We start from the raw sequence: 24,907 nt of genomic DNA, 5'->3' as shown, positions 1-24,907 counted from the left end.
AGCATGAGCAATCTGTGCTTGCATGACAGTGCAGTCATACAGATATGAGTAAGTAAAACAGTAATTTTTTAACCACTATGCTTGTTTAAAATTTGCTGAGCTGCCTGTTCTACCTGCTCAATCACTGCTTTCAGTTCATCCAGATATTTCAGTACTTCCTGAACAAAACTGTCATCGGCCTTACGGCGTTCCTTACGCAAGGTCGAGACAAACTGCTCAAAACTTCCGGTAACTTTTTGCAGAGTCGGTGTGCCGACATAACGGGTAGCCCCATAGAGACGGTGCAAAACATGTTCCAGCTGCGGAAAATCTTCCAGCTCAATTAATTGCTCAATTTCATCCAGCTCTTTTTCAAAACTGTCGACCAGCATGCTAAGCAGATCGACTGCCAGATCTTCTTTATTGGCTGCCAGTTGCAAGCTTTGTTGCCAATCCAGAATATTCGGATCCAGCGCATCAATAACATTGGCACGTTCCAGCACCGGAATCTTTTTAAAACTTTCAGTCGTCCAATGCGTCAGGATCTGCACGATCTGATCAATCTGAATAGGCTTGGTGACATAATCATCCATACCATTTTGTAACAGTTTTTGCTTCTCGTCGGAAAGGGCATGTGCTGTCAGGGCAATAATCGGCAGACGCTGATGATTTTCAAAAGTTGATTCCAGTGAACGGATTGCACGGGTGGTATCGATACCGGACATCACTGGCATCTGGATATCCATAAACACCAGATCAAAAGATGGCAGGCCCTGTTCATAACGGCTCTGAATGATATCAATCGCTTCCTGTCCGCTAATGGCTTTGGTCGTGGTGACATTCAGTTCGGCCAACAAGGCTTCCAGAACAATCAGGTTCGGCATATGGTCATCAACGGCAAGGATATGCAGTCCCTGACCATTAAAGTCTTCATGCTGTTCCTGATCAAAGACGGGTTGATTGGCGAGTAGCTGAATCAGGGCACTACGACTGAGTGGCTGATGCAGAGCACGGGCACGATGATCATTCAGCATGTTCGGATCAAGCTGCATTTGATAACCATACACAGCCAGATGTCCCTGATAGCGAGAACGAATTTCTGTCAGTAAGGCTTGACTATCACCACTATGGTCAACAATCAGCCAGGTATTCTCGATATTTTGTAAATGATTTAGACGACTGAACAGATCCAGAATGGACGTCGATTCAATATGTTTAACGTGATAATTCTCCAGATAATGTCTTAAGACATTCGCCGTTGCCGGATGGGCAAGATAAGATACAACCGTCAGATCACTGAAATCCGGGTGCTCATGGATAATATCTTCATCCACTGGGAATTGGGCGGTAAACCAGAAGGTTGAGCCTTTTTCTGTTGGAGCACGTTCCTGATTATCTTCAAAGCCGATCTGTCCATGCATCAGGTGGACCAGTTGCTTGGAAATGGCCAGGCCTAAACCTGTACCGCCGAATTGGCGGGTGACCGAGGTATCGCCTTGCGAGAAGGATTCAAACAGTTTTTTACGGTCAGTTCCGCTCAGGCCAATGCCGCTGTCCTGAACACTGAAATGCAGCAGACATTGCCCAATATCATCGTGCTCCATGCGTGCCCGAACAATGATTTCGCCGTCTGGAGTGAACTTGATCGCATTAGAAATCAGGTTGGTCAGAATCTGCTTAAAGCGTAGTACATCACCAATCACATGTTTCGGTACATTGTCTGCAAAATAGAACGCCATATCGATATGCTTCTGTGCAGCCAGTGGCGAGAGCATGTCCATCACATCAAAGATAGCTTCTTCCAGATCAAAAGGTGCAGTTTCCAGTTCCAGTTTGCCAGCATCAATCTTGGAGAAATCCAGTACATCATTGATCAGGGCCAGCAAATGTGCAGAAGATTTGCGGATGGTCTGCAAATACAGGCTTTGCTCATTGCTAAGATTGCCTTGACGCAGCAGCAGGTGAATAAAACCATCAATACTGTTTAAGGGTGTGCGTAATTCATGGGAAATATTGGCCAGAAATACCGACTTGGCTTGATTGGCCGAAATCGCTTGGTCACGTGCCTGACGGTAGGTAATATTTTGGACTTCTAAAGTATCCAGGGTACGGCGCAAATCGTCTTCAGTCTGTTCAGTATGCTCGCGCAATTCCAGAAAACTGAAATGCAGACGTTTCACCACATTGGCAATATCACGCTGCAATAGACGCAGTTCACCGGTACTGTTGATCACCATATGCTGATCTAGGGTGTCGGCATTCAGGCGTTGCAGCTGCATGCGAATTTCATACATCGGTGCAATCCAGCGGCGAGAATAGAAATTCAGACATAACAACAAGAGCAATAAGGTCAATAAGCCGGTCGCAATCAAAACGATCAGAACCCGGTAGCGGGCAATTTCTAAGGGCTGATTGTCCAGTTCGATCGCCAGCCAGCCTGCATTCATGCCATTTTCATTTACTTTGACTGCATAAATATGATTGTTTTTATCTAAGATCGGGCCAACGAAATTGCCATCTTTTTTAAAGTCTGGCCAAGGCGCTTGCTCCTGAAAACCAATGCCAAGTTTACTTTTACCATTTTCATCCAGAATAGCCGCACGAATCAGATGCTTTTCATTCAGCATATTCTGCATGGCGTCATGAGCCTGCTCATATTGCCATGGGTAAAGGCTCAAAATGTCCAGTGCATATTCAGAAGTGGCCTGAAAACGGGTTAGAATCGCAATGGCCATCTGCTTTTGCTGGGCACGAGCGGCATTGGAAGTCTCTGAAATGACCAGAGCAGCGCCGACACAGGCCAGAATAGTAATGGGTACAAAAATCAGTGCAATCAGCTGTCCATAAGCATGATTTAAGTGTAGGCGTTTAAACAGCTTTTTGTTGATATTTGACATGATTCAAGCAGTATTTTCCTTATGCTTTGCATATTAGCATGCTTTAAATCTACTGTTAAAATTTCAGCATTATTTTTATAAAGCTCCAGATTAAGGCAGAAAATAAGAACCATTATGCTGAACAGTCATTATGTGTGTTTGAGCAAACCTTTTCAGGGGGAGAGGTGAGCTAAGTCACTGTCATGATTAAGGAGTTTTATCAAGCTAAAACAGGACGAATTGGCCATGCCGATCGTGATTTATACAGTTTTATGCAAAAGCACTGCTATAAATGGGTGCAGGGAAATGCATTTTTTCATACAATAGCCGCACCTCGATATAGGTGCAAATAATGAGTAATACCACCCCTGATTTTCAAGCAGACGAATTTTTACTGGACCATTATGTAGGCAAAACGCCACTGGTGCGTTTGCAGCGTCTGGCTAGTCACACTCAAGCCAAAGTACTCGCAAAACTCGAAGGAAATAATCCGGCAGGCTCGGTCAAGGACCGTCCGGCGTATAACATGATCATGCAGGCGGAAAAGCGCGGACAGATCAAACCGGGTGATACCTTGATTGAGGCGACCAGCGGAAATACAGGGATTGCATTGGCGATGGTTGCGGCCATGCGCGGTTACAAAATGCAGCTGATTATGCCGAATAACATGAGTCAGGAACGTAAGGACGCTATGCGTGCTTATGGCGCTGAACTGATTGAAGTGACCAAAGAGCAGGGCATGGAAGGTGCGCGTGATCTGGCCTTGCAAATGCAGGCTGATGGTAAAGGTTTGGTGTTAAACCAGTTTGGTAACCCGGACAATGTCGAAGCACATTACCTGACCACAGGTCCTGAAATCTGGCAGCAAACCGGTGGCAAGATTACGCACTTTGTCAGCTCAATGGGTACTACAGGTACGATCATGGGCGTATCTAAATATCTGAAAGAAATGAATCCGGATATTCAGATTGTGGGCCTACAACCATCTGATGGTTCTAGCATTGCCGGTATCCGTCGCTGGCCACAAGAATATTTGCCAACGATTTTCGATCGTAGTCGTATCGACCATATTATCGATATTCCACAGATTGAAGCGGAACGTACTATGCGTAAACTGGCACAAAAAGAAGGTATCAGTGCCGGTACATCTTCTGGCGGTGCAGTTTGGGCATCCATCAAGCTCGCAGAAGAAAATCCGGATGCAGTAATTGTATGTATTATCTGTGACCGTGGTGACCGTTACCTGTCTACAGGCTTGTTCTCTGTACAAGACCCTGAATAATTTTTGAGAAATCTTTTATGCGCCTGCCTGTTTTAACTTTCGATATTGAAACCCAAACCGATCTTAAATCAGGCGCGCATCTGTTTGGTCTGGATCTGCCGGAGGCTGATCTGGATCAGGCCCTGACCAAATTACGCCGTCAGGAATCAGGCTCGGACTTTCAGCGTCTGCCACTGCATGAGATTGTCTGTATTTCCGGTTTATGGATGGATGAACAGGGCATGCGCCTGTTTTCTTTCAGCCGTGAACAGTACAGCGAAGCAGAGATTTTAAAAAAATTCTTATCCATTTTTGACAAGCGTCATCCGACGCTAGTCAGTTGGAATGGCTCACAATTTGACCTGCCGGTTATTCTTTATCGGGCCATGTATCATGGCTTATCTGCCCCAAGTCTGTTCGACCAGGGCGAAATTGATACGCAAAAGCGTTATAATAACTACCAGAATCGTTACCATCAGCGTCACGTCGATTTGATGGATGTCATGGCCATGTTTCATGCCCGTCATTTTCAGAAACTGGATGATGTTGCTCATTTACTGGGTTATCCAGGCAAGCGTGGCGATGGTGGCTATCATGTACCGGAATATGTACGTAACCAGCAATGGAGCGCACTCACCAGCTATTGTGAAGGTGATGTGCTTAATACCTGGTTAGTATATATTCGCTGGCTGTTGCTAAAAGGCCAGTTGATGTTGCCTGATTATCAGCATCTGGTGCAGAGTACGATTCAATACCTGCATACCCAGCCGCAACATGCAGATTTTTTATCAGTCTGGCGTGAAACCTCACAAAGAACTGAATTTACCCGTTTTGATTTTCCCATCTCCACATCCTAGGTTTTCATGAAACGTCGAGCACAACCACGTCCAGCACCGCAATCCGAGTATATTTTTCAGGTTGAATCACTCTCACATGAAGGACGTGGCATCGCTCACTATGGTTCATATCCGGACCATCCGCTTGAAAAGCATGGCAAGAAAGTCTTTATCCGTTATGCCTTGCCAGGTGAAACCGTTCGTGCCCGCATTACCCGTGAAGTCAAAAAACTGGAAGAGGCGGATAGCCTTGAGTTAATCAGTGAGGCTTCCGAGATCAGGGTCAAACCTGTGTGTCCACATTTTGGCGTATGCGGTGGCTGTAATATGCAGCATATCCATCCCGATGCGCAGATTGAACTTAAGCAGAATGTTCTGAAATCACATTTGCAGCATTTTGCCGGGATCCAGCCTGAAGAATGGCTGTCACCGCTACGTTCAAAACGTGAAGACTACCGTCGTAAAGCCCGGATTGGGGTACGTTATCTGCCTCAAAAAGACAAGCTGGTGGTTGGTTTTCGTGAAAACCAGTCCAATAAGCTGACCTCGATTGACCGCTGCATGATTCTAGATCGCGAGTTTGGATCGGTTACACGTCTTAAACAATTGCTCCAAAGTCTCGATGGTCAGGCAGATATTGGTCATATAGAATTGGCTATGGGTGATCATGACATTGCCTTGCTCATTCGTGAAACCGCAGAATTATCGATAACAGATGTCAACCGATTGCGCCAATTTACGTTAGAGAAAGGTTGGCAGCTTTATTTGCAACCTGCAGGCCAAGATTATTTGAAGCGGATTGATGAGCCTGAACAGGCAGCACGCTTACACTATGGTCTTGATGACTTTGATGTGGAATTCGGTTTTAATCCATTGGACTTCACTCAGGTCAATTCAACGATCAATCCGCAGATGGTTCGCTTGGCATGTGATTTGCTTCAATTACAGCAAGGCGAACGCGTTCTGGATCTGTTTTGTGGATTAGGAAACTTTTCTTTGCCACTGGCGCGTTGTGTTGGTGCATCTGGTCGGGTGGTTGCGGTTGAGGGGAGTGAGGAAATGGTGCAACGCGGTGCAGAAAATGCTAACCATAATGGTATTGCACAAGTTTCGTTCTATTCACAAGATTTAACCAAAGATTTTTCGCACCAGTCTTGGGCAAATCAGGGATTTGATGCATTATTAATCGACCCGCCACGTGCTGGAGCAGAAGAAGTTATGCATTATATCCCTCAGTTTGGTGCCAAAAGAATCGTTTATGTGTCATGTAATCCCGCTACGCTTGCAAGAGATGCAGGGCTACTGGTACAACAGGGTTATCAGCTAACGAAAGCCGGTGTGATGGATATGTTTACGCATACCGGACATGTCGAGTCGATTGCCTTGTTTGAAAAAGAAAATTAAATAAACGATCAAAGAGATGATGTATCTAAAAGTAGGAGAAGGGTATGGTCACAGTACGTGAGCAACTGCCTGGGCGGCTCAATGAGTTGTCACAGGAGGCGACTGTAGAACATGCCGAACAAGCACAGCAGGATCTGACTGAATGGTTAGATCGGGTTCGTGGCATATTAGACGGGGCTCCCCTGAAGCAGCTCGAAGAAGTTGCCCGTTTAACCTTAGAAAAAGAGCTACAAAGTACGGTTCAGCATCGCTCTAATACCTTCTATACCGGTATTGAAATGGCGGATATTCTCGCGCATCTCTATGTCGATGAAGATACCTTGTCTGCTGCCATGCTTTACCGCGCAGTACGTGAAGGCGTCATGCCACTGGCAGAAGTGCAGGAAAAATTCGGTGAACAGGTCTATAGCCTGGTCAAAGGCACGTTGTCGATGGGTAAGCTGTCTGAGCTGATTGAAAAAAATAAACGCCTGGAAGACCACTTCAATAATAACCAGCGTGAACATCTGTCTGGTATTTACAAGATGCTGATTTCGGTAACGGAAGATGTTCGCGTCGTGTTAATCAAGCTGGCAGAACGTACCTATGCACTGCGTGAGCTGGCTAATTCTTCACGTGAACGGCAAGAACGGGTCGCACGAGAAATTCTCACCATTTATTCTCCTTTAGCGCATCGTCTCGGGATTGCCCAGCTGAAATGGGAACTCGAAGATCTAGCCTTCCGCTATCTGGCGCCGGAACGCTATAAAGAAATCGCCTCTTTGCTGAATGAAAAGCGTCTGGAACGCGAACAATATATTCAGTTCGTGATTGATAAATTGCGTGAAGAGCTGGCAGAACACGGCATTGAAGCTGAAATTAACGGCCGGGTGAAGCACATTTATTCGATCTATCGAAAAATGAAAAGCAAGAGCCTGAGCTTCGACCAGCTGTATGATATCCGTGCACTACGTGTACTGGTGAAAAGTGTGCCTGAATGCTATCACACGCTCGGGATCGTACATCAATTGTGGCGACATATTCCGCATCAATTTGATGACTATATTACCAATCCGAAAGCCAATGGTTATCGCTCTTTACACACAGCTGTGATTGCGGAAAACAAGTCACTTGAAGTGCAGATTCGTACTTATACGATGCATGAAGAGGCCGAGCTTGGCGTATGCTCGCACTTCAACTATAAGGAAGGTTCGAAAAATACCGATACTTCCTTTAATCATCGTCTGCATTCCCTGCGTGCAGTGATTGAGCATTATCAAGAACGCAATGAAGCCAGTGCACATAAGGATGAAGAAGAGGAAGTTGAAAATTTTGAACACATTCAAGATTTTGAAGGCTTCGAAAAAATCTATGTGTTTAGCCGTGATGGTGATATTAAAGAGTTACCACGGGGCTCAACCGTACTCGACTTTGCCTATCATGTGCATACGGAAGTCGGCAACAAATGCTATGCGGCTCGGGTCAACCAGCGCTATGTGCCTTTAACCTATGCCTTGAAAACCGGGGAACAGGTCGAGATTCTGACCAAGAAAGACCGTGAACCAAATCGGGACTGGTTGGTCAATTCGCTGGGTTATATCAAGACTGCACGCGCCCGTGACAAGTTACGTCATTGGTTCCGTCAGCAGGATCGCAGTAAGAATCTGGAAGTGGGTCGTGAAATTCTGAATAAAGAATTGGCACGTCTGGCAATTCATCCAAAATCAATCGACCTGGGTGATTATTGCAACCATTTTAATGTGAAGAGTGGTGAAGACATTCTGATTAGTCTGGTGAATGGTGATATCAGCCTGCATGCCCTGATCAATCAGGTCAATCGCCATATGCATCTGGATCAGGATGAGCCTGAACTGGTACTGAAACCAGCCTTGAATCCGCGTGCCAGTCATACCTTGTCTGCACATGGTATTCTAATTGATGGTCTGGATAACGTTGAACTGCATGTAGCCCAGTGCTGTCAGCCGGTGCATGGTGAATCGATTGCGGGATATATTACCTTGAATCGCGGTGTAAGCATCCACAAGGTGGCTTGTCCGGATTATGTACGTATGATCAGCCAAGAACCGGAACGTGCAGTAGAAGCCGACTGGGAAATGCAGCCGACTCGTGGCCAAAGTGTACAGATCGTGGTGGAAGCCTATGACCGTCGTGGCTTGCTGAAAGATCTGACTCAGGTGATTTTCTCAGATCAGATCAATATCCGTCAAGTAAATACCATTTCTGAAGCAGATGGTATTGCCAATATGAAATTATTGATCGAAGTTAAAGGCTTGGCTCAACTTTCCAAATTATTGGCCCGGCTTGAACAGCAGCCGGGAATTATCAGTGCCCGCCGTCTGGTTCAAGGTAACTGATTCTTTTTAGGCATGATTAGAAAAGCCCGCAATTCAATTGCGGGCTTTTTTGTTATAAGGTGTGCTTAAGAGGGAAAAGAGCAAATAATAAACATGAGTGCCACGGAAATATTTGAACTGAGACGAAATAATCTGGCCAAAGTGATTGATCAGTTGATTGATAGCCAGCAGTTTCAAAATGGCAAAGAGATTTGCGAGCATTTTGGTCTGTCTGCAGCCTATATTACCCAGCTATTGAACAGTAAGCGCCAGATTGGAGAAAAGGCTGCACGCGAGCTGGAACAGCAACTGAGTTTAGAAAGTTTAATATTGGATCGTGCTCAAGCACCTGTCATTGAAATGGCATCTAATCCTGTAAAAATGACTTTGTTCCAGATGCAGGTTGTTGAACAGCAAGTCTTTAAAATGAAAGTCATAGACGCAGTAGAAAATCTTGTATCTTGGTTGAAATTGGAACCTCAGCATTATGCCATTCAGGTCACAGGACAGTATTATTTTCCGAGCCTAAAAGCAGGCTGGTGGTTGGTCTGTGATGAGCAAGCTGATTTACAGCCATCTGGCTTGATGTGTCTTTATTTAATTAATGGACTGCAACTCATTGTGGAGCTGATTTCGGAAAGCCAAGACAGCTATCAGATCCAAAGTCTGGATGAAAGCCGCAAGGTCAGTTTCCAGAAATCTGATGTAGCTAAAATCCATCCTGTGATTGCCATCATGCCTCCGCAGCAATTTTCTTAGACCAGAAATAATTCAGCCCATCATAAGATGGGCTGAATAGTGAAATTGAAAACGGGTAGCTTATGGAAGCTGATTTTCGTCTTCAAACTCTGGTTTCACCTGAACAATAAAGTCCTGACGATTCAGACCGCGCCACAGGGCGAAGGCTGTACCGATATAGATCGAAGAATAGGTACCGACAAAGACACCTACAAACATCGCGATCGAGAACCATTTCAGGCCAGCACCGCCCATGATCATCATGGCCACTACAACCAGTAATAAAGTCATAGAAGTATGAATGGTACGGCGTAAGGTTTCAGTCAAGGCAATATTGATAATTTCAACAGGTTCGGCACCCCGGATCTTACGGAAGTTCTCACGAATACGGTCAGAGACCACGATGTTATCGTTGAGTGAGAAACCGATGATCGCCAGTACGGCTGCCAAAACAGTAAGGTCAAACGGCCACTGCATCATGGCAAAGATACCAATCGTCACTACGATATCGTGGAACAATGACAGTACCGCACCCATCGCCAGTTTGAACTCAAAGCGGATGGTGACATAGACCAGCATCAACAAGAGGGCAAGGGCAACTGCACCCGCAGAACGCACATACAGCTCGTTACCGACCTGTCCACCGACTACATCGACCTTAGGTACCTGAGCCGCATTGCCTGGCAGCTGAACTGCTGCAGTAACGGCTTTGGTAAGGTCTTCTGCTTCAATATCTTCCTGAACCGGCATACGTACCATCAGGTCACGTTCCGAGCCCAGCGTTTGCACGACCGCATCATCAAAGCCAGCTTTGCTGAGTGCCTGAGTCACATCATCTGGTTTTACTGGATTGGTATAGTTCAGCTCTGCTGATACACCACCGGTAAAGTCCAGACCGAGGTTCAAGCCTTTGGTCGCAATAAAGAAGATGCTGGCAACTGTCAGGATGATAGAGAACACTGCTGCAGGCAATGCAATCTTCATAAACGGAATGATACGTTCATCTTCAGGGCGACCGTACTGTTTATGATTCAGTTGAGTATTTTCAGTCATCGTCGATCTCCTAAATGCTCAACTTTTTCAAGTTACGTTTTTTGCCATAGATGATCTGTACGATCGCACGGGTTACGGTAATCGCTGTAAACATTGAGCAGACAATACCAATCATCAGGGTGACAGCAAAGCCTTTGATCGGACCGGTACCAATTGCGAACAGAATGAACGCTACCAAGAAGGTAGTTAAGTTCGAATCGAAAATGGTGTTATAGGCCCGATCATAACCGGCCACAATTGCCTGTTTCGGCGAGGCGCCCCATTTCATTTCTTCCCGTATCCGCTCACAGATCAATACGTTGGCATCGACCGCCATACCGATGGTAATTACGATACCGGCAATACCCGGCAGGGTGAGGGAAGCACCAATCCATGACATGACAGTCAGAATCATTGCCAGGTTAATGACCAGTGCGAAGTTGGCAATGACACCGAATAGACGGAAGAATACTACCATCCATATTGCAACTAAGATGAAACCGATTTGAGTCGACAATACGCCTTTATCAATATTTTCCTGACCCAGACTTGGACCAATCACACGTTCTTCAACAAAGTACATTGGCGCAGCCAGAGCACCGGCACGTAACATCAAGGCAAGCTCAGAAGCTTCCTGAGGTGAGTCCAGACCGGTAATACGGAATTGAGAACCCAATACTGCCTGAATAGTTGCAGCGTTAATGACCACAGATTCGGTATATGGTGTACGCACTTCAGTTTGTGCACCTGTTGCCGGGTCTTCTACGTAGCTGATCTTTTGCTTGTTCTCGATGAACAGTACCGCCATACGTTTGCCTACGGCATTACGTGTGGCATCTGCCATCAATTTACCGCCAGCGCTGTCCAAAGTAATATTAACTTCAGCACCGCCAGTATCCTGACTAAAGCCAGAAGATGCATTTTGTACACGTTCACCGGTCAAAATACGGTTACGGTTCAGCAATAACTGACGACCACTGTCCAGAGATTTATAAGCAAATGCCTGAGTACCTGCTGGAGCTGTACCACTTAATTGACCAGTATAAGGATCGATGTATTGATCATTCAGATCAGACACTAGACGGAATTCCAGGTTCGCCGTACGACCCAAGACACGTTTTGCTTCAGCAGTATCCTGTACACCCGGTAGTTCAACCACAATACGGTTGCTGCCTTGGGTTTGTACCAGTGCTTCAGCCACACCTAACTCGTTAATACGGTTACGTAAAGTGGTTAAGTTCTGGTTCACCGCATAAGATTCGATTTCCTGCTTACGCGTATCGGTATAGTTGAGGCGTAAAGTCGAACCGGTTTCAGTCGCCACTGCCTGCTGATTGAATTCATTGCCATTACGGCGCAAGAAATCCATGACAGCAGCACGATCATCATTATTGGCAAACTGCACAACAATGGTGTTATTGCTTAAATTCAGACTGTTGAATTTCAGGTTGTTATCACGCAGCTGACGGCGCAGGTCAGTTGCAGAGGTGTCCATGCGCTGTGCAATCGCCTTGTCCATATCCACTTCGAGCAGGAAGTGAACACCACCACGTAAGTCCAGACCCAGTTTCATTGGTTTGGCACCAATTTTCTGTAGCCATTCTGGGGTGGTTGGAGCAAGGTTAAGTGCTACGACGTATTCATCACCTAAACCACGGCGTAAAGCTTCTTTGGCTTTCAGCTGTGCTTCACTTGAATTTACACGTAATAAAGCAGCGTTATTACTAAAGCTATTGTCGTGAGTTGCAATATTTTCAGTTGTTAAAATCTGCTCTGCTTTTTGTACGATGCCTGCGTCAATCTGAGTACCGGCTTTGGCACCCGAAATCTGTACAGCAGGTTCATCTGGATACAAACTTGGCAGGGCATATAAAGTACTGACCACCAGGACAACCAGGATCAGCACATATTTCCATGCTGGGTAACGCATTCGTTTTCTTCTTAAAATGAAAAAGTCGTGCGGGGAGCACGACTAATTTTGATTAAATGTTATTTAAAGTGCCTTCAGGCAGAACTGAGATCACACTCGCACGTTGAACTTTGACTTCTACACCACGGCTCAGCTCAACGACTGCGAAATCACCCTCAATTTTAGTGATTTTGCCCATTAAGCCGCCTGCAAAAACGACTTCGCTGCCTACGCCAAGGCTGTCAACCAGAGCACGGTGCTCTTTGGCACGTTTTGATTGAGGGCGCCAGATCAAGAAATAGAAGATTGCAACAAAAACCGCAATCATCAAAAGGTTAGCCATCAAGCTCGGTTGTTGTGCAGCTTCACCTGCAGCGTGAGCAGTCGAAATAAATAGGCTCATTTCATTTTCCTAAAATAAAAAACTGGTGATCAACTTGATAATAAATTGACATATTCTTGCAATTTACCCTGTCTTTTTCCTCAGCGCAAATGCTGAAAGATTAATCTTGTGGACAAGGTGGAACTTCCAGGCCACGACGAGCGTAAAAGTCCTGAACAAATTCATCAAAAGTTCCGTTATCCAGCGCGTTGCGGATATCTTCGGTAAAACGCTGGTAATAACGCAGGTTATGGATGGTACCGAGCATAGAACCCAGCATTTCTCCACATTTCTCTAAATGGAACAGGTAAGCACGGCTAAAGTTCTGACAGGTATAACAATCGCAATGTGGATCAAGCGGACTTTGATCATGACGATATTGGCTGTTACGGATACGCACCAGACCATCGGTCACGAAATAATGACCGTTACGTGCATTTCGGGTTGGCATGACGCAGTCGAACATGTCTACACCACGGCGGATACCTTCAACGATATCTTCCGGTTTGCCGACACCCATCAGGTAGCGCGGTTTATTTTCCGGCATTTTGTTCGGAAGATAATCCAGCACCTTGATCATTTCTTCTTTCGGTTCACCGACAGACAGACCGCCAATCGCATAACCGTCGAAGTCAATCTCAAGCAGGCCTTTTAAGGATTCATCACGCAGGTCTTCATACATCCCGCCCTGAATAATCCCGAACAGGGCATTTTTATTTTTGAGTTCATCATGATGATGCTTCTTGCAGCGCTCAGCCCAACGTAAAGACAGCTGCAAAGATTTTTGCGCTTCTTCATGGGTCGCTGGATAAGGCGTACATTCATCAAAAATCATCACGATATCGGAGTTCAGCGTATGCTGAATTTCCATCGAAATTTCAGGTGAAAGGAAAACTTTTGAACCATCGATCGGGGAGCGGAAGGTCACGCCTTTTTCTTCAATCTTGCGCATTGCACCCAGACTGAAGACCTGGAAGCCGCCTGAGTCAGTCAGAATCGGTTTGTCCCATTTCATGAAACCGTGCAGGCCACCATGCTGCTTGATGACTTCAAGACCCGGGCGCAGGTACAAGTGGAAGGTATTACCGAGGATAATCTGCGCTTTAATGCCTTCAACATCACGTGGCAACATGCCTTTGACGGTGCCATAAGTACCAACTGGCATAAAGACGGGTGTCTCTACTACGCCATGTTCAAGCGTTAAACGACCACGACGGGCACGACCCGACTGACCTAATTTTTCAAACTTCATAAGAGTTCCAAATCAAGGCGAAAAAACAGTTCGCTGATTACTAATGCGAATTAAAGGGCGCTATTTTCCTTGATTCTGACCTTAAACGCCAGCATTGTAGAGAATTCACTCTGTAATTTTATTTATCGATGAATAGGGGAAATATCAGGTGAAAGAGGTGAATTTGCAGAAAATTGCTGTAAACGCTGCATGATTTCTTCCCGGCTCAAGGCACAGCTACCATCGGGTTCAGCCGCCATGGCAGCAATATGCTGGATCAGTTTTTGGATATAGATATTGCTGTCGATAAAATAAGATTCCAGCGTCAGTAAATAGGCATCCTGCGCTACTTGCAAATAGTCATAAGGCTCTATCGTGAGCATTTGTTCCAGGTCGATCAAGATGTCTTTGTCACTTTGCGAGAGTTTTAAACGCTTATTGACTGTCGATTGAGACAGGGTCTGTCTGGAAGCTAAAAAGTCCTGCAATAAGCGACTGTCAGAATTGAGTTCAAGTGCAGATTGGCATTCACATTCGGGTTGGGCCGGAACGCTGAGGAAAAAAATAATCGAATCTAGATCCAGACCATAAGCTTCAGATAATTTGCGTTTGGCTTATTTAAAGGTTTCTAGCAATAAATCCAAGTGAGTAGCAGGAAGCTGTTTTTGCTGGGTTAAGACAGGATGGCCAAAACTATGCTGGGTTTTAAAATACTCTGCCAGTAAAGTTTTAAAAGGCATGAGTTCAGATTGTGAAGAGCTGTGGCTTTTATAGCGCCATTTTTGTAGATTCCAGCGATCCCGTTCGGCCAGATATTGCTGTGGATCTTCAGGGTCCTGAAAAAAGCTACGTTCTGTGGAAATCGCCAGATCATCCAGCAGCAAAAATTCATCAAAGACCAGACTACAGGCATAGATGTGGTCATCCTGATAGCGGTCATACAGCTGATAAAAGTCCTTGACCAGCATCTGTTGCAAGTGTTCTAAATAATCCAGCATGATTTTTTATTCTTTTTATTGGGTTTTATAAGTGTATTGCTTTATCTCTCACTCTTTCATCATAAGACAATGGATTGCAAATCAAAAACTATAAAATGTAATGATTTTTCTCAGTGGAAGTTCGGACGATAGTCAAAGTTTTGACTCACGGTCTGGTCACGGAAAGGGCGTACTGCTTTCTTTTTGAGAAACATGTTATTGATAATATTATGCGGGAAAATCTGGATCTGGTTATTGAAGAGTTCGACATTGCGGTTGTAGATGGTAATCGCAGCACCGACATTTTCATTCTGTTCTTCAATTTCATTCATCATTTTCAGGTAAATTTCATTTGCTTTTAGTTCAGGGTAGTTTTCAATCACCACATTCAGGCTGCGCATCAGTTCTTTATTCAGGTTTTCAACCCGTTGTAACTGGGCAATATCGGCATCCTGAATATTCAGGTTCATAATGTTCTGGCGCAGTTCAGTAACTTTCTCTAAAGTCCCTTTTTCAAAACTGGAATATTGCTCAACCAGAGGTTGCAGACCATCCAGGATTTTTAGTTTTTGCCGCTCATAGCTGGCGACATCGGACCATGCACGAATAGTGGAGTTATGATGACGCACAATGCTGTTACGAATCATGATAATGGTAATAATGACCAGAAGCGGGATAATGACAAAAACAAAAAATCCCATAAAAGTAATCCCCAGAAAAAAATAATTATTTTAAAAATTGTGTCAGATCAGTATGTAACTTTTCCAATTCTATTAATTTAAACGTTCTGAGATGGCCACGCAATGTGGAAATATCGGTAATTTTATCGTGTTTACTGGATACCTGAAATAAATCATGTGGTCCCAGATAGCAGAGCATATGGCTTTCTGGATGAAACAGTAAATCGCCCTGACGCTGCTCAAAAAAGTCCGCCAGTCGAAGTATAAAACCAGGCGTGAGCAGTTTCGCCATTTGCATCGGATCGCTGCCAAAGAAATTTAATTTCTGGTTGGTGCGAATGTCGCTGCTGTGCCAAGGATAAGCATAAGGATAATGAAATTTCTTTCTGGAGGTAGTCACGGCTAGCCCCTGAATCTGAACATCAAAAACAAATACCCCCCAAAGGTCTTTATGTACCTGGGTCAGTTTGACCGGTTGACCTTCCTTATTGCGTACCTGAACTTCGTGCACATAATGATATTGAAAGACCAGAACCTGATGTTGTTGACCATCTTCATCTTCCCAGACAGTGCTGGCATAGCGTGAAATTTCATTACTCAGAGAGCCTTGATTAAATACCGGGAACAGACGTTTTAAATGGCTAATAAAATGTACGGGATTGAGCGGAATCGAGATATGTTGTGGCTGCTTCTGAAAAGCCAGCTGGTATTTTTTGGCGAGCGCCTCATCTTCCAGATAGCGAATAACTTCATCCAGTGGCTTTCGATGTTCATAGCTGATATAAGCCCAGAACAATAGTAGACAGCCGAAGAAGACACCGCTTTGCATCCAGATATTGGCAGGTGCTACAAAAATGCAGCCAATCAGAAAGAGTCCGATTCCGGCCAGAGCAAGCGGTAAATTATTTTCAAATTTTAAGCTAATTGGGCCGTTCCATGGATGCAAGCCATCCAATAATTCCTGATGGCTTTTGGCCTGACGACCCAAATCCCAGAGCCGGGCGATGTTGCGAAACACAACTTCATTTTTCTTACGTCGAATATGAATGGAATGCTGCACAGACTCGATCGGCATCGGGAGGGTTCCTGCTGATTATTGCGCTTGATCAATCAGCATGGCATCGCCATAACTGAAGAAGCGGTATTTGCTTTCAACCGCGTGCTTGTAAGCATTCAGGATGTTTTCGCGGTTAGATAAAGCCGAAACCAGCATGAGCAGGGTAGATTCCGGTAAATGGAAGTTGGTGATTAGACGATCCACCACTTTGAACTCATAACCCGGATAGATAAAGATTTGGGTATCACCGGTCCAGCCTTTCAGTTCACCACCATTGGCCTGAGCCGCACTTTCAGTCGCACGGGTTGCGGTCGTACCCACAGCAATTACTTTATTACCGCGTGCTTTAGTGGCTTTGATCAGCTCCATAGATTCATCCGACACCTGACACCATTCGCTATGCATGATATGGTTTTCGATATCATTGGTACGAACTGGCAGGAAAGTACCTGCACCGACATGTAAGGTCACAAAGGTTTTCTGAATGCCTTTTTCTTCCAGTTTTTTCAGCAACTCTTCATCGAAATGCAGCGAAGCGGTAGGAGCAGCAACACTGGCCAGTTTAGTTGGATCATTAAAGACAGTCTGATATCGAACCGTATCAATTTCTTCTGCTTCACGATTGAAATAGGGGGGAATTGGCAGTGCGCCGTATTTGTCTAGAACATCTAAAATCGGCTGAGAAAATTCGACAATAAACAGATTTTCATGACGGCCTTGAACGGTGACTTTAACTTCATCTGGACCAATAAATAATTCTGCACCGGCTTTGGGTGTATTGCTGGCCTTGATATGACAATGCGCAATGAACTGATCCATCATACGCTCAACCAGTACTTCAACTGCACCACCAGACGCACGTTTACCTTTCAGGCGCGCTTTCATCACTTTGGTATCGTTCAGAACCAGCAAATCGCCTTCATTCAATAAATCCAAAATATCGGTGAACTGGTGATCGTGATATTGGCCTTGTGCATCAAGGTGTAACAGGAGAGAAGCACTACGTTGTTCAAGAGGATAGCGAGCAATCAGCTCATCAGGGAGATCGAAACTAAAATCAGAAAGTTGCATGACAATTTACGATAAAAAAACTGCGGCTAGTATAAACTTTTTTCTTTTTTATGGCGGGAATTGCTCGATTATAAAACAAAAAAATAAGAATTGTTTTAAAATTAGGCAAATGTGTTTTTTCTGCGTTGACAAGTTTTTGAAACAGAGTAATATAGCCGTCATCCACTCCCGAGGTGGTGAAATTGGTAGACGCGGCGGACTCAAAATCCGCTGTCAGAGATGACGTGTCGGTTCGAGTCCGACCCTCGGGACCAAGATTCTGAAAAACCCCAAGCATATTAAGTCTTGGGGTTTTTTTTATTGCCTAAAAATAAGCATGTGGATGCGAACTTCTTTGATTGATCGCATTCTTTATCTTTAATTTGGTAAGGCATCTCTCAGAATAAGTACCTTAATCAGCACTTTAAATTCAGTTATTTAAATAAACAAATTGTCTTTATTCTGAATAAAAAAAGCCCCACTCACCAAATTTTTCTTTCTCAATATTAAAAAAGAAATTTGAAGAGTAGGGCTGGATGCTAGGGTCTTAATAAATTAAGAAAATTCACCTTGAGAGCGTTCTTTAGCCCAGTCACGCAGGATAAATTTCTGTAATTTCCCGGTTGAGGTTTTTGGAATCTCGGTAATCACTACATCTTTAGGTACTTTAAAACGCGCCAGATGTTGCTTGCAGAATTCGATAATCTCTTCTGCTGTAGCAGTTTGTCCTGCTTTCAGTTCGACAAAGGCACATGGTACTTCCTGCCAGCGTGGATCTGGTTTTGCCACCACGGCTGCCGTGAGAATAGCAGGATGCTGATAGAGCACTTCTTCCACTTCCAGCGATGAAATGTTTTCACCACCTGAAATAATCACGTCCTTAGAGCGGTCGGTAATTTTTGCATAACCATCAGGTTGGCATACTGCCAGATCGCCAGTATGGAACCAGCCACCAGCAAAGGCTTCTGCAGTTGCTTCCGGATTCTTTAAATAACCTTTCATGACGATGTTGCCACGGAACATGATTTCCCCCATGGTCTGACCATCATGTGGCACTTCCTGCATAGTGTCAGGATCAAGCACTTTCATGCCGTCTTGCAGTGGATATGGTACACCTTGACGAGAATGCAGTTGTGCTTGTTCCTGAATCGACAGGTCTGACCAGCCTGCCTGAGACGCACAGAGCGCAGAAGGGCCGTAGGTCTCAGTTAGACCATAGACGTGAGTCACATTGATACCGATATTGCGCATGCCCTCAATGATTGCAGCAGGAGGCGCAGCACCGGCTACCATCACTTCGACACGATGATCAAACTTGGTCTTTTTCTCTTCAGGAGTATTGATCAGCATAGACAGTACAATTGGTGCACCGCAGAAATAATCCACTTTATGTTCAGCAATGAGTTTAAAGATCAGTTCCGGATCAACCTTGCGTAAGCAGACGTTCGTACCACCATTGGCTGCCATGGTCCAGGCAAAACACCAGCCATTACAGTGGAACAGCGGTAAGGTCCATAAGTAAGTGGCACGCGGCATCATGCCACAGGCAATGATATTACTTGCTGCATTAATATAGGCGCCACGGTGATGGTAAACCACGCCTTTCGGATTGCCTGTAGTTCCAGAAGTGTAGTTCAGGCTAATCGCATTCCACTCATCATCCGGTAAATGCCATTCAAAATTGGCATCGCCTTGAGCCAGCCAGTCTTCATATTCAATCTGGCCGATACGGGTATCTTCACCCTCAAATTCCTCATCAGCCACGTCAATCACATAAATGTCTTGCTGTGGAACCAATGCCAAAGCTTCTGTTGCAACTGCAGAAAATTCTGGATCGACCAGTAGTACTTTGGTCTCAGCATGTTCCAGCATGAACGCCAAAGTTTTGGCATCCAGACGGGTATTTAAAGTATTCAGGACCGCACCCGCCATTGGCACAGCAAAGTGTGCTTCAATCATTGCAGGTACGTTTGGCAATAAAACTGAAACGGTATAATTTTTACCGATGCCTAAATTTTGGAGTTGGTGGGCAAACTGACGGCAACGATTGTATTTTTCACGCCAGGTAATACGACGCTTACCATGAATGATCGCGCTTTGATTCGGGTAGATATAAGCCGCGCGATCGAGATAGCGTAAAGGTGACAGCGCTACAAAATTGGCAGGGGTGCGCGGTAATTCATCGTATGCCTTAACCATTGTAAAACTCCGTTCTATATTTATTTTTCATATCCTGTTAAAAAAGATATGCAATTCTTGGAAGTCTTGCAGTTATGCTTTAGTCGAGTGAGAATGCATAATTTTAAAAAATTAAATAATTGAATGTTAATAAAATTATTTTTAAGCACTGATTTTTTTGAACCTATGGGTTCCCATATTTGCCTTTTTAGGTATTTTACTCTAAATGAGTGTTAAAAATAGCCTCAGCCAAGGAATAATAATGAAAATACAACAGGCGGATGCAACATGGCGCAACTGGTCAGGAAGCCAATACAGTTCTCCTCAAATTTTCGAGCCTAAAAAAATCAATGAATTACAAACTCTGGTGAAGTCACATGCGCAGATTCGTGTGGTTGGTGCAGGACATTCATTCAGTGCGCTAGCCAAAACCGATGAGGTATTGATTCGTCTGGATCATTTCAAAGGCGTGATAGATGCAAATGAAGCGACAGCTCAATGTACTGTACAGGCAGGTACGCATCTATATGAACTGGGTGAATATCTGGTTCCTCTTAATCAGGCTTTGGTCAACCAAGGGGATATCGATCAGCAAAGTCTGGCGGGTGCAATCTCGACCGGTACACATGGCACGGGAATTGATTTACCGTGTCTATCTGCTTTCGTTCAAGGCTTTGAGTTACTGACTGCAGATGGCGAATTATTGTAATGTAATAAGCAGCAAAATACGGAAATTTTTCAGGCGGGGCGGGTGGCACTGGGCAGTCTCGGAATACTCACTAAAATTAACCTGCAAAATCGGCCGAGTTATAAATTAAAAGAACAGATCTGGTTATGTTCGTTAAAAGACATATTTTCCAATATCGATCAATGGAAACATCAGCATCGGCATATTGAGTTTTGGGCTTTCCTGCATGCTGATCAGGTCATGCTGAAAACACTAGATGAAACGGATGAAGTCCTTCAGCCGAGAAAAGAAAGCTGGCCATCAGAAGACAGTTTACTTATGTTATGTTCTGAATTGACACGGTTATTGCCGTCTAAAAATCCTTATCTGCAAAAGCTGCTCGGTGTTTTTGTCCAACCGACCTGTTTTGTGGATTGGTCCAGTCAGATTTTCCCTACACCGCGCAATACCCGATTTAATGAAATGGAATACCAGATTCCTGTCGAACTAGGCTTGCAGTGTCTGGAAGAAGTGCTGCATTGTTTAAGGCAGCATCGTGTGCCGATGCTCTTTCCGATCGAGTTTCGTTATGTCAAAGCGGATGACATTTGGCTCAGTCCATTTTATCAGCGGGATTCAGTTTCAATTTCTATCCATCAGTTTTATAAGCAGGATTATCACGTCATTTTTAATCTAGTGGAACCAATTTTTCAGAAATATCAGGGGCGACCACATTGGGGAAAATTGCATAGCATGCATGCCGCATCACTGCGCGACTTATATCCAAGATGGGATGAATTTATGGCGCTACGTCAGCAGCTGGATCCGCAAAAAAATGGCTGAATCCCTACTTAAAACAACTGTTTCTGGTTAAGTAAGAGGAGTAGAAGATGCGACCAACTTATTTTCAGCAACTGACTCAAGACCTAAAACAGCAGGGTACGGGTGCACCACAACTGATTCTGGATTTGGCTCAGTATCAACATAATCTGGATGTTGTGCAGGCAAAATTACCTCCGCAGTTAAAGCCTCGTCTGGCGGTGAAATCTCTGGCCAGTCAGCAATTACTACAATTCGCTAGTGAAAAGTTGAATACCCAATGTTTTATGGTATTTCATCTGCCCCATCTTCGGGAAATTATCGGAGCATTTCAGCAAGCGGACATTTTGCTCGGTAAGTTAATGCCGATTCATGCAGCGCAGCGCTTTTATCAAAGCCTGTTTAGTCAAAAGGGCTTAAATCCTCAAGTAAATATTCAATGGCTGATCGATAGTCAAGCACGCTTGGAGCAGTATCTGCAACTCGCGCAAAGTCTGAATCTCTGCCTGAATGTGAATATTGAAATTGATGTAGGCCTACATCGTGGAGGAGTAAGCAGTCAGGAGCAGTTTGTAGCCATGCTTAATTTAATTCAGCAGCATCCACTGTATCTAAAATTTTCCGGATTAATGGGCTACGATGCGCATGTAGCCAAACTGCCAAAAATTCTCAAAAAACCTGAAAAAAGTTATCAGCAATCACAGCAGATTTATCAACAATTCAAGCTGACGCTGCAACAGCAATTTCCTGATTTATGGCATGAAAATCTATGTTTTAATGGTGGCGGCAGTCCGACCTTTATGCAGCATTGCCAGCAGAGTGTCTGTAATGATCTAGCTTTTGGTTCCATGCTACTTAAACCCAGTGATTTTGATCTGGCCAATCTCTCTGCTTTAAAATGTGCCTTGTGGATTGCCACACCAATTTTAAAAGTGCTGCCTTATAGCCAGATTCCTGGTCTGGAAGTATTTAATCATCTACCGCATCAATAGACCTCTTGCGAAAGTATCGTTTTACCTAATTTTTGAATTGGCTAAAACCTTATAAAATGTAGCTTTGGGCTGTTTAAATTTTGACTAACGCAAGAAGTCTAATATAAAGCGCTATTCGTTTATGGTGGTTACTGGCAGGCGGACTATTATTTTCCAGAAAAAAGCCAGCCGCATGTTTTATATGGACGCAGTAGCAATCAGGAAATGGTTCTGGTACCGAAATCTTGTGAACTGAAAGTCGATGATTACGTGTTTTTAAGGCCGACCCAAAGTGAAGCCATCATTCCTCAGTTTTCTCAATTGTATGTCTATGCTGAAGGGTAATTTGAAGCGTGGCAAACCTTGAGAGAATAAATAATTCTTGAGCGAATAATCATCTTAACTCATTGCAGCTCAAAAGAACTTTTTGGTGATAAATCCTATTTTTATTAGGGAAAAGGTTTAATCATTGGCCCAAGCCGTGTAAAATTCTAGGTGATTTTTTATTTATCCACCGTTTTTATCTTTTGAGGTTCTCCCTCGATCATAATCTCGCGGTGACATGCTCCATGGTACGGGGCATCACTCCTTAAGGATTTCATATGCCAATTATCACTTTGCCAAATGGCGATCAAAAACAGTTTGATCACGCCGTATCTGTGATGGAAGTTGCTCAAAGCATCGGTCCTGGTCTAGCAAAAAATACTGTTGCAGGTCGTGTAAACGATCGTCTAGTGGACGCGTGCGATCTGATTACTGAAGACGCAACCTTACAAATCATCACGCCTAAAGATGAAGAAGGTGTCGAAATTATTCGTCACTCTTGCGCACACTTGGTGGGTCATGCCGTTAAGCAATTGTTCCCAGAAGCAAAGATGGTCATTGGTCCAGTCATTGAAGAAGGTTTCTACTATGATATCTGGATGCCACGTCCATTTACTTTAGATGACATGGCTGCGATTGAAGAGCGTATGAAAAAGCTCATTGATCAAGACTATGATGTCGTGAAAAAAATGACCCCACGTGATGAAGTGATTGCAGAATTCACAGCCCGTGGTGAAGAATACAAATTGCGCCTGATCGCAGACATGCCTGAAGAAACTCAAATGGGCCTGTACTACCATCAGGACTATCTGGATATGTGCCGTGGTCCGCACGTACCAAATACCAAATTCTTAAAATCATTCAAGCTGACTAAAATCTCCGGTGCTTATTGGCGCGGTGATGCGAAAAACGAACAGCTGCAACGGATCTATGGTACAGCTTGGGCTGACAAGAAACAGCTCGCAGCTTATATCAAACGTATTGAAGAAGCTGAAAAACGCGATCACCGTAAAATTGGTAAAGCCTTAGACTTGTTCCATATGCAGGAAGAAGCACCAGGTATGGTGTTCTGGCATCCGAACGGCTGGACCATTTATCAAGTGCTTGAACAATACATGCGTAAAGTTCAGCAAGAAAATGGTTACCTTGAAATCCGTACACCACAAGTAGTTGATTTCACGCTTTGGGAAAAATCAGGTCACGCAGCGAACTATGCTGAAAACATGTTTACGACTCATTCAGAGAACCGTAACTATGCCGTGAAACCGATGAACTGTCCTTGTCATGTGCAAGTGTTCAACCAGGGCTTAAAATCATATCGTGATCTTCCAATCCGTTTAGCGGAGTTTGGTTCATGTCACCGTAACGAGCCGTCAGGTTCTTTACACGGCATTATGCGTGTACGTGGCTTTACCCAAGATGATGCGCATATTTTCTGTACCAAAGAACAAATCGGTACTGAAGTTGCAGACTTTATCAAATTGACACTAGACGTATACAAAGATTTTGGCTTCGAAGAAGTACAAATGAAGTTGTCGACACGTCCTGAAAAACGTGTGGGTGATGATGCACTTTGGGATATGGCAGAAAAATCTTTGGCAGATGCTTTAGATGCTGCTGGCCTGGATTGGGATTTACAACCAGGTGAAGGTGCATTCTACGGTCCGAAGATCGAATTCTCATTGAAAGACTGCTTAGGCCGAATCTGGCAGTGCGGTACCATTCAATGTGACTTCAACCTTCCAGAACGTCTGGATGCCTCTTATGTCACTGAAGATAACGATCGTGATCAGCCTGTAATGTTGCATCGTGCAATTCTTGGCAGTTTCGAACGTTTTATTGGTATACTGATTGAGCACTACGCGGGCTTTATGCCACCTTGGTTATCACCAGTGCAAGCGTGTGTAATGAATATTACTGATGCTCAAGCCGAGGCTTGTGAGTCAGTCGTCGCGAAACTTAAAGAAAACGGAATTCGTGCAATTTCTGACTTGAGAAATGAGAAAATCGGCTTTAAGATTCGTGAACGTACTTTAGAGCGTATTCCTTACTTATTGGTACTTGGGGACCGTGAGGTAGAGGAAGGTACGGTGAATGTCCGTACCCGCTCAGGAAAAAATTTGGGTACTATGTCAATCGACGCTTTCGTTGACTTAGTAAAAGCAGCCGTAGCCGAACGCGGCCGGTACATTGTGGAGTAACA

General features: G+C 44.4%; 15 protein-coding genes, 1 tRNA gene and 3 pseudogenes. 9 read left to right on the top strand and 10 right to left on the bottom strand.

What is annotated here, in order from left to right:
• Window positions 1–68: 68 nt before the first annotated feature.
• The gene (locus FOC32_RS01585) at window positions 69–2,876 is read right to left on the bottom strand and encodes an ATP-binding protein (RefSeq protein WP_175966046.1); all 2,808 of its coding nucleotides are present in this window, start codon (window positions 2,874–2,876) and stop codon (window positions 69–71) included.
• A 331-nt stretch (window positions 2,877–3,207) separates the two neighbouring features.
• Here FOC32_RS01585 and cysM point away from each other — a divergent pair, with 331 nt between their 5' ends.
• From cysM to FOC32_RS01560, 5 genes are all read left to right on the top strand, one after another.
• Window positions 3,208–4,137, top strand: coding sequence for a cysteine synthase CysM (cysM, locus tag FOC32_RS01580; protein WP_175966044.1), 930 nt, complete (start codon window positions 3,208–3,210; stop codon window positions 4,135–4,137).
• Window positions 4,138–4,154: 17 nt separating this feature from the next.
• Window positions 4,155–4,973 (top strand): 3'-5' exonuclease, encoded by an 819-nt coding sequence (locus FOC32_RS01575; protein WP_175966042.1) that lies wholly within the window; start codon window positions 4,155–4,157, stop codon window positions 4,971–4,973.
• A gap of 6 nt (window positions 4,974–4,979) precedes the next feature.
• Entirely contained in the window at window positions 4,980–6,356 is a 1,377-nt protein-coding gene (rlmD, locus tag FOC32_RS01570) for a 23S rRNA (uracil(1939)-C(5))-methyltransferase RlmD (RefSeq protein WP_175966040.1), read from the top strand.
• Between the two features lie 44 nt (window positions 6,357–6,400).
• Window positions 6,401–8,710, top strand: coding sequence for a RelA/SpoT family protein (locus FOC32_RS01565; RefSeq protein WP_175966038.1), 2,310 nt, complete (start codon window positions 6,401–6,403; stop codon window positions 8,708–8,710).
• A gap of 93 nt (window positions 8,711–8,803) precedes the next feature.
• Window positions 8,804–9,448 (top strand): hypothetical protein, encoded by a 645-nt coding sequence (locus FOC32_RS01560; RefSeq protein ID WP_175966036.1) that lies wholly within the window; start codon window positions 8,804–8,806, stop codon window positions 9,446–9,448.
• A 60-nt stretch (window positions 9,449–9,508) separates the two neighbouring features.
• Here FOC32_RS01560 and secF read toward each other — a convergent pair whose 3' ends face one another.
• The 8 genes and pseudogenes from secF to queA all read right to left on the bottom strand — a co-directional run bounded on the left by secF (window position 9,509) and on the right by queA (window position 17,766).
• Window positions 9,509–10,480 carry a protein translocase subunit SecF gene (secF, locus tag FOC32_RS01555; protein WP_175966034.1) on the bottom strand — a complete coding sequence of 324 codons (972 nt, stop codon included), beginning with the start codon at window positions 10,478–10,480 and terminating at the stop codon, window positions 9,509–9,511.
• Between the two features lie 10 nt (window positions 10,481–10,490).
• Window positions 10,491–12,389, bottom strand: a complete 1,899-nt coding sequence (gene secD / locus FOC32_RS01550) for a protein translocase subunit SecD (RefSeq protein WP_175966032.1) — start codon at window positions 12,387–12,389, stop codon at window positions 10,491–10,493.
• A 52-nt stretch (window positions 12,390–12,441) separates the two neighbouring features.
• Window positions 12,442–12,771: a preprotein translocase subunit YajC gene (gene yajC / locus FOC32_RS01545; protein WP_004783613.1), complete on the bottom strand. Its 330-nt coding sequence runs from the start codon at window positions 12,769–12,771 to the stop codon at window positions 12,442–12,444.
• A gap of 100 nt (window positions 12,772–12,871) precedes the next feature.
• The gene (gene tgt / locus FOC32_RS01540) at window positions 12,872–14,002 is read right to left on the bottom strand and encodes a tRNA guanosine(34) transglycosylase Tgt (RefSeq protein ID WP_175966030.1); all 1,131 of its coding nucleotides are present in this window, start codon (window positions 14,000–14,002) and stop codon (window positions 12,872–12,874) included.
• Between the two features lie 122 nt (window positions 14,003–14,124).
• Window positions 14,125–14,979: pseudogene (locus FOC32_RS01535) on the bottom strand (DUF4303 domain-containing protein).
• Between the two features lie 110 nt (window positions 14,980–15,089).
• The gene (locus FOC32_RS01530) at window positions 15,090–15,659 is read right to left on the bottom strand and encodes a LemA family protein (RefSeq protein ID WP_175966028.1); all 570 of its coding nucleotides are present in this window, start codon (window positions 15,657–15,659) and stop codon (window positions 15,090–15,092) included.
• A 25-nt stretch (window positions 15,660–15,684) separates the two neighbouring features.
• Window positions 15,685–16,713 (bottom strand): hypothetical protein, encoded by a 1,029-nt coding sequence (locus FOC32_RS01525; RefSeq protein WP_175966026.1) that lies wholly within the window; start codon window positions 16,711–16,713, stop codon window positions 15,685–15,687.
• Between the two features lie 18 nt (window positions 16,714–16,731).
• Window positions 16,732–17,766 carry a tRNA preQ1(34) S-adenosylmethionine ribosyltransferase-isomerase QueA gene (gene queA / locus FOC32_RS01520; protein WP_175966024.1) on the bottom strand — a complete coding sequence of 345 codons (1,035 nt, stop codon included), beginning with the start codon at window positions 17,764–17,766 and terminating at the stop codon, window positions 16,732–16,734.
• 167 nt (window positions 17,767–17,933) lie between these two features.
• On the opposite strand from queA, the gene FOC32_RS01515 reads away from it, so the two are divergent.
• Window positions 17,934–18,020: transfer RNA gene (locus tag FOC32_RS01515), tRNA-Leu, on the top strand.
• 280 nt (window positions 18,021–18,300) lie between these two features.
• On the opposite strand, the gene FOC32_RS01510 is transcribed toward FOC32_RS01515, so the two are convergent.
• Window positions 18,301–19,944 (bottom strand): acyl-CoA synthetase, encoded by a 1,644-nt coding sequence (locus FOC32_RS01510; RefSeq protein ID WP_175966022.1) that lies wholly within the window; start codon window positions 19,942–19,944, stop codon window positions 18,301–18,303.
• A gap of 241 nt (window positions 19,945–20,185) precedes the next feature.
• Between FOC32_RS01510 and FOC32_RS01505 the strand changes: the two are divergent.
• The 3 genes and pseudogenes from FOC32_RS01505 to thrS all read left to right on the top strand — a co-directional run bounded on the left by FOC32_RS01505 (window position 20,186) and on the right by thrS (window position 24,905).
• Window positions 20,186–21,468, top strand: a pseudogene (locus FOC32_RS01505) (D-arabinono-1,4-lactone oxidase).
• A gap of 12 nt (window positions 21,469–21,480) precedes the next feature.
• Window positions 21,481–22,725 (top strand): annotated as a pseudogene (locus FOC32_RS01500) (alanine racemase).
• Window positions 22,726–22,982: 257 nt separating this feature from the next.
• The gene (gene thrS / locus FOC32_RS01495; RefSeq protein WP_004783592.1) at window positions 22,983–24,905 is read left to right on the top strand and encodes a threonine--tRNA ligase; all 1,923 of its coding nucleotides are present in this window, start codon (window positions 22,983–22,985) and stop codon (window positions 24,903–24,905) included.
• Window positions 24,906–24,907 lie beyond the last annotated feature (2 nt).

Origin of the sequence: Acinetobacter sp. FDAARGOS_724, from assembly GCF_013364475.1 — a bacterium.
In the GTDB taxonomy this organism is placed as follows: domain Bacteria; phylum Pseudomonadota; class Gammaproteobacteria; order Pseudomonadales; family Moraxellaceae; genus Acinetobacter; species Acinetobacter variabilis.
This window is presented reverse-complemented; position numbering and strand designations above follow the sequence as displayed.

Coding starts and splice junctions, on each gene's coding strand:
- FOC32_RS01585 (WP_175966046.1), bottom strand. CDS start 2,876: ATGTCAAATATCAACAAAAAGCTGTTTAAACGCCTACACTTAAATCAT.
- cysM (WP_175966044.1), top strand. CDS start 3,208: ATGAGTAATACCACCCCTGATTTTCAAGCAGACGAATTTTTACTGGAC.
- FOC32_RS01575 (WP_175966042.1), top strand. CDS start 4,155: ATGCGCCTGCCTGTTTTAACTTTCGATATTGAAACCCAAACCGATCTT.
- rlmD (WP_175966040.1), top strand. CDS start 4,980: ATGAAACGTCGAGCACAACCACGTCCAGCACCGCAATCCGAGTATATT.
- FOC32_RS01565 (WP_175966038.1), top strand. CDS start 6,401: ATGGTCACAGTACGTGAGCAACTGCCTGGGCGGCTCAATGAGTTGTCA.
- FOC32_RS01560 (WP_175966036.1), top strand. CDS start 8,804: ATGAGTGCCACGGAAATATTTGAACTGAGACGAAATAATCTGGCCAAA.
- secF (WP_175966034.1), bottom strand. CDS start 10,480: ATGACTGAAAATACTCAACTGAATCATAAACAGTACGGTCGCCCTGAA.
- secD (WP_175966032.1), bottom strand. CDS start 12,389: ATGCGTTACCCAGCATGGAAATATGTGCTGATCCTGGTTGTCCTGGTG.
- yajC (WP_004783613.1), bottom strand. CDS start 12,771: ATGAGCCTATTTATTTCGACTGCTCACGCTGCAGGTGAAGCTGCACAA.
- tgt (WP_175966030.1), bottom strand. CDS start 14,002: ATGAAGTTTGAAAAATTAGGTCAGTCGGGTCGTGCCCGTCGTGGTCGT.
- FOC32_RS01530 (WP_175966028.1), bottom strand. CDS start 15,659: ATGGGATTTTTTGTTTTTGTCATTATCCCGCTTCTGGTCATTATTACC.
- FOC32_RS01525 (WP_175966026.1), bottom strand. CDS start 16,713: ATGCCGATCGAGTCTGTGCAGCATTCCATTCATATTCGACGTAAGAAA.
- queA (WP_175966024.1), bottom strand. CDS start 17,766: ATGCAACTTTCTGATTTTAGTTTCGATCTCCCTGATGAGCTGATTGCT.
- FOC32_RS01510 (WP_175966022.1), bottom strand. CDS start 19,944: ATGGTTAAGGCATACGATGAATTACCGCGCACCCCTGCCAATTTTGTA.
- thrS (WP_004783592.1), top strand. CDS start 22,983: ATGCCAATTATCACTTTGCCAAATGGCGATCAAAAACAGTTTGATCAC.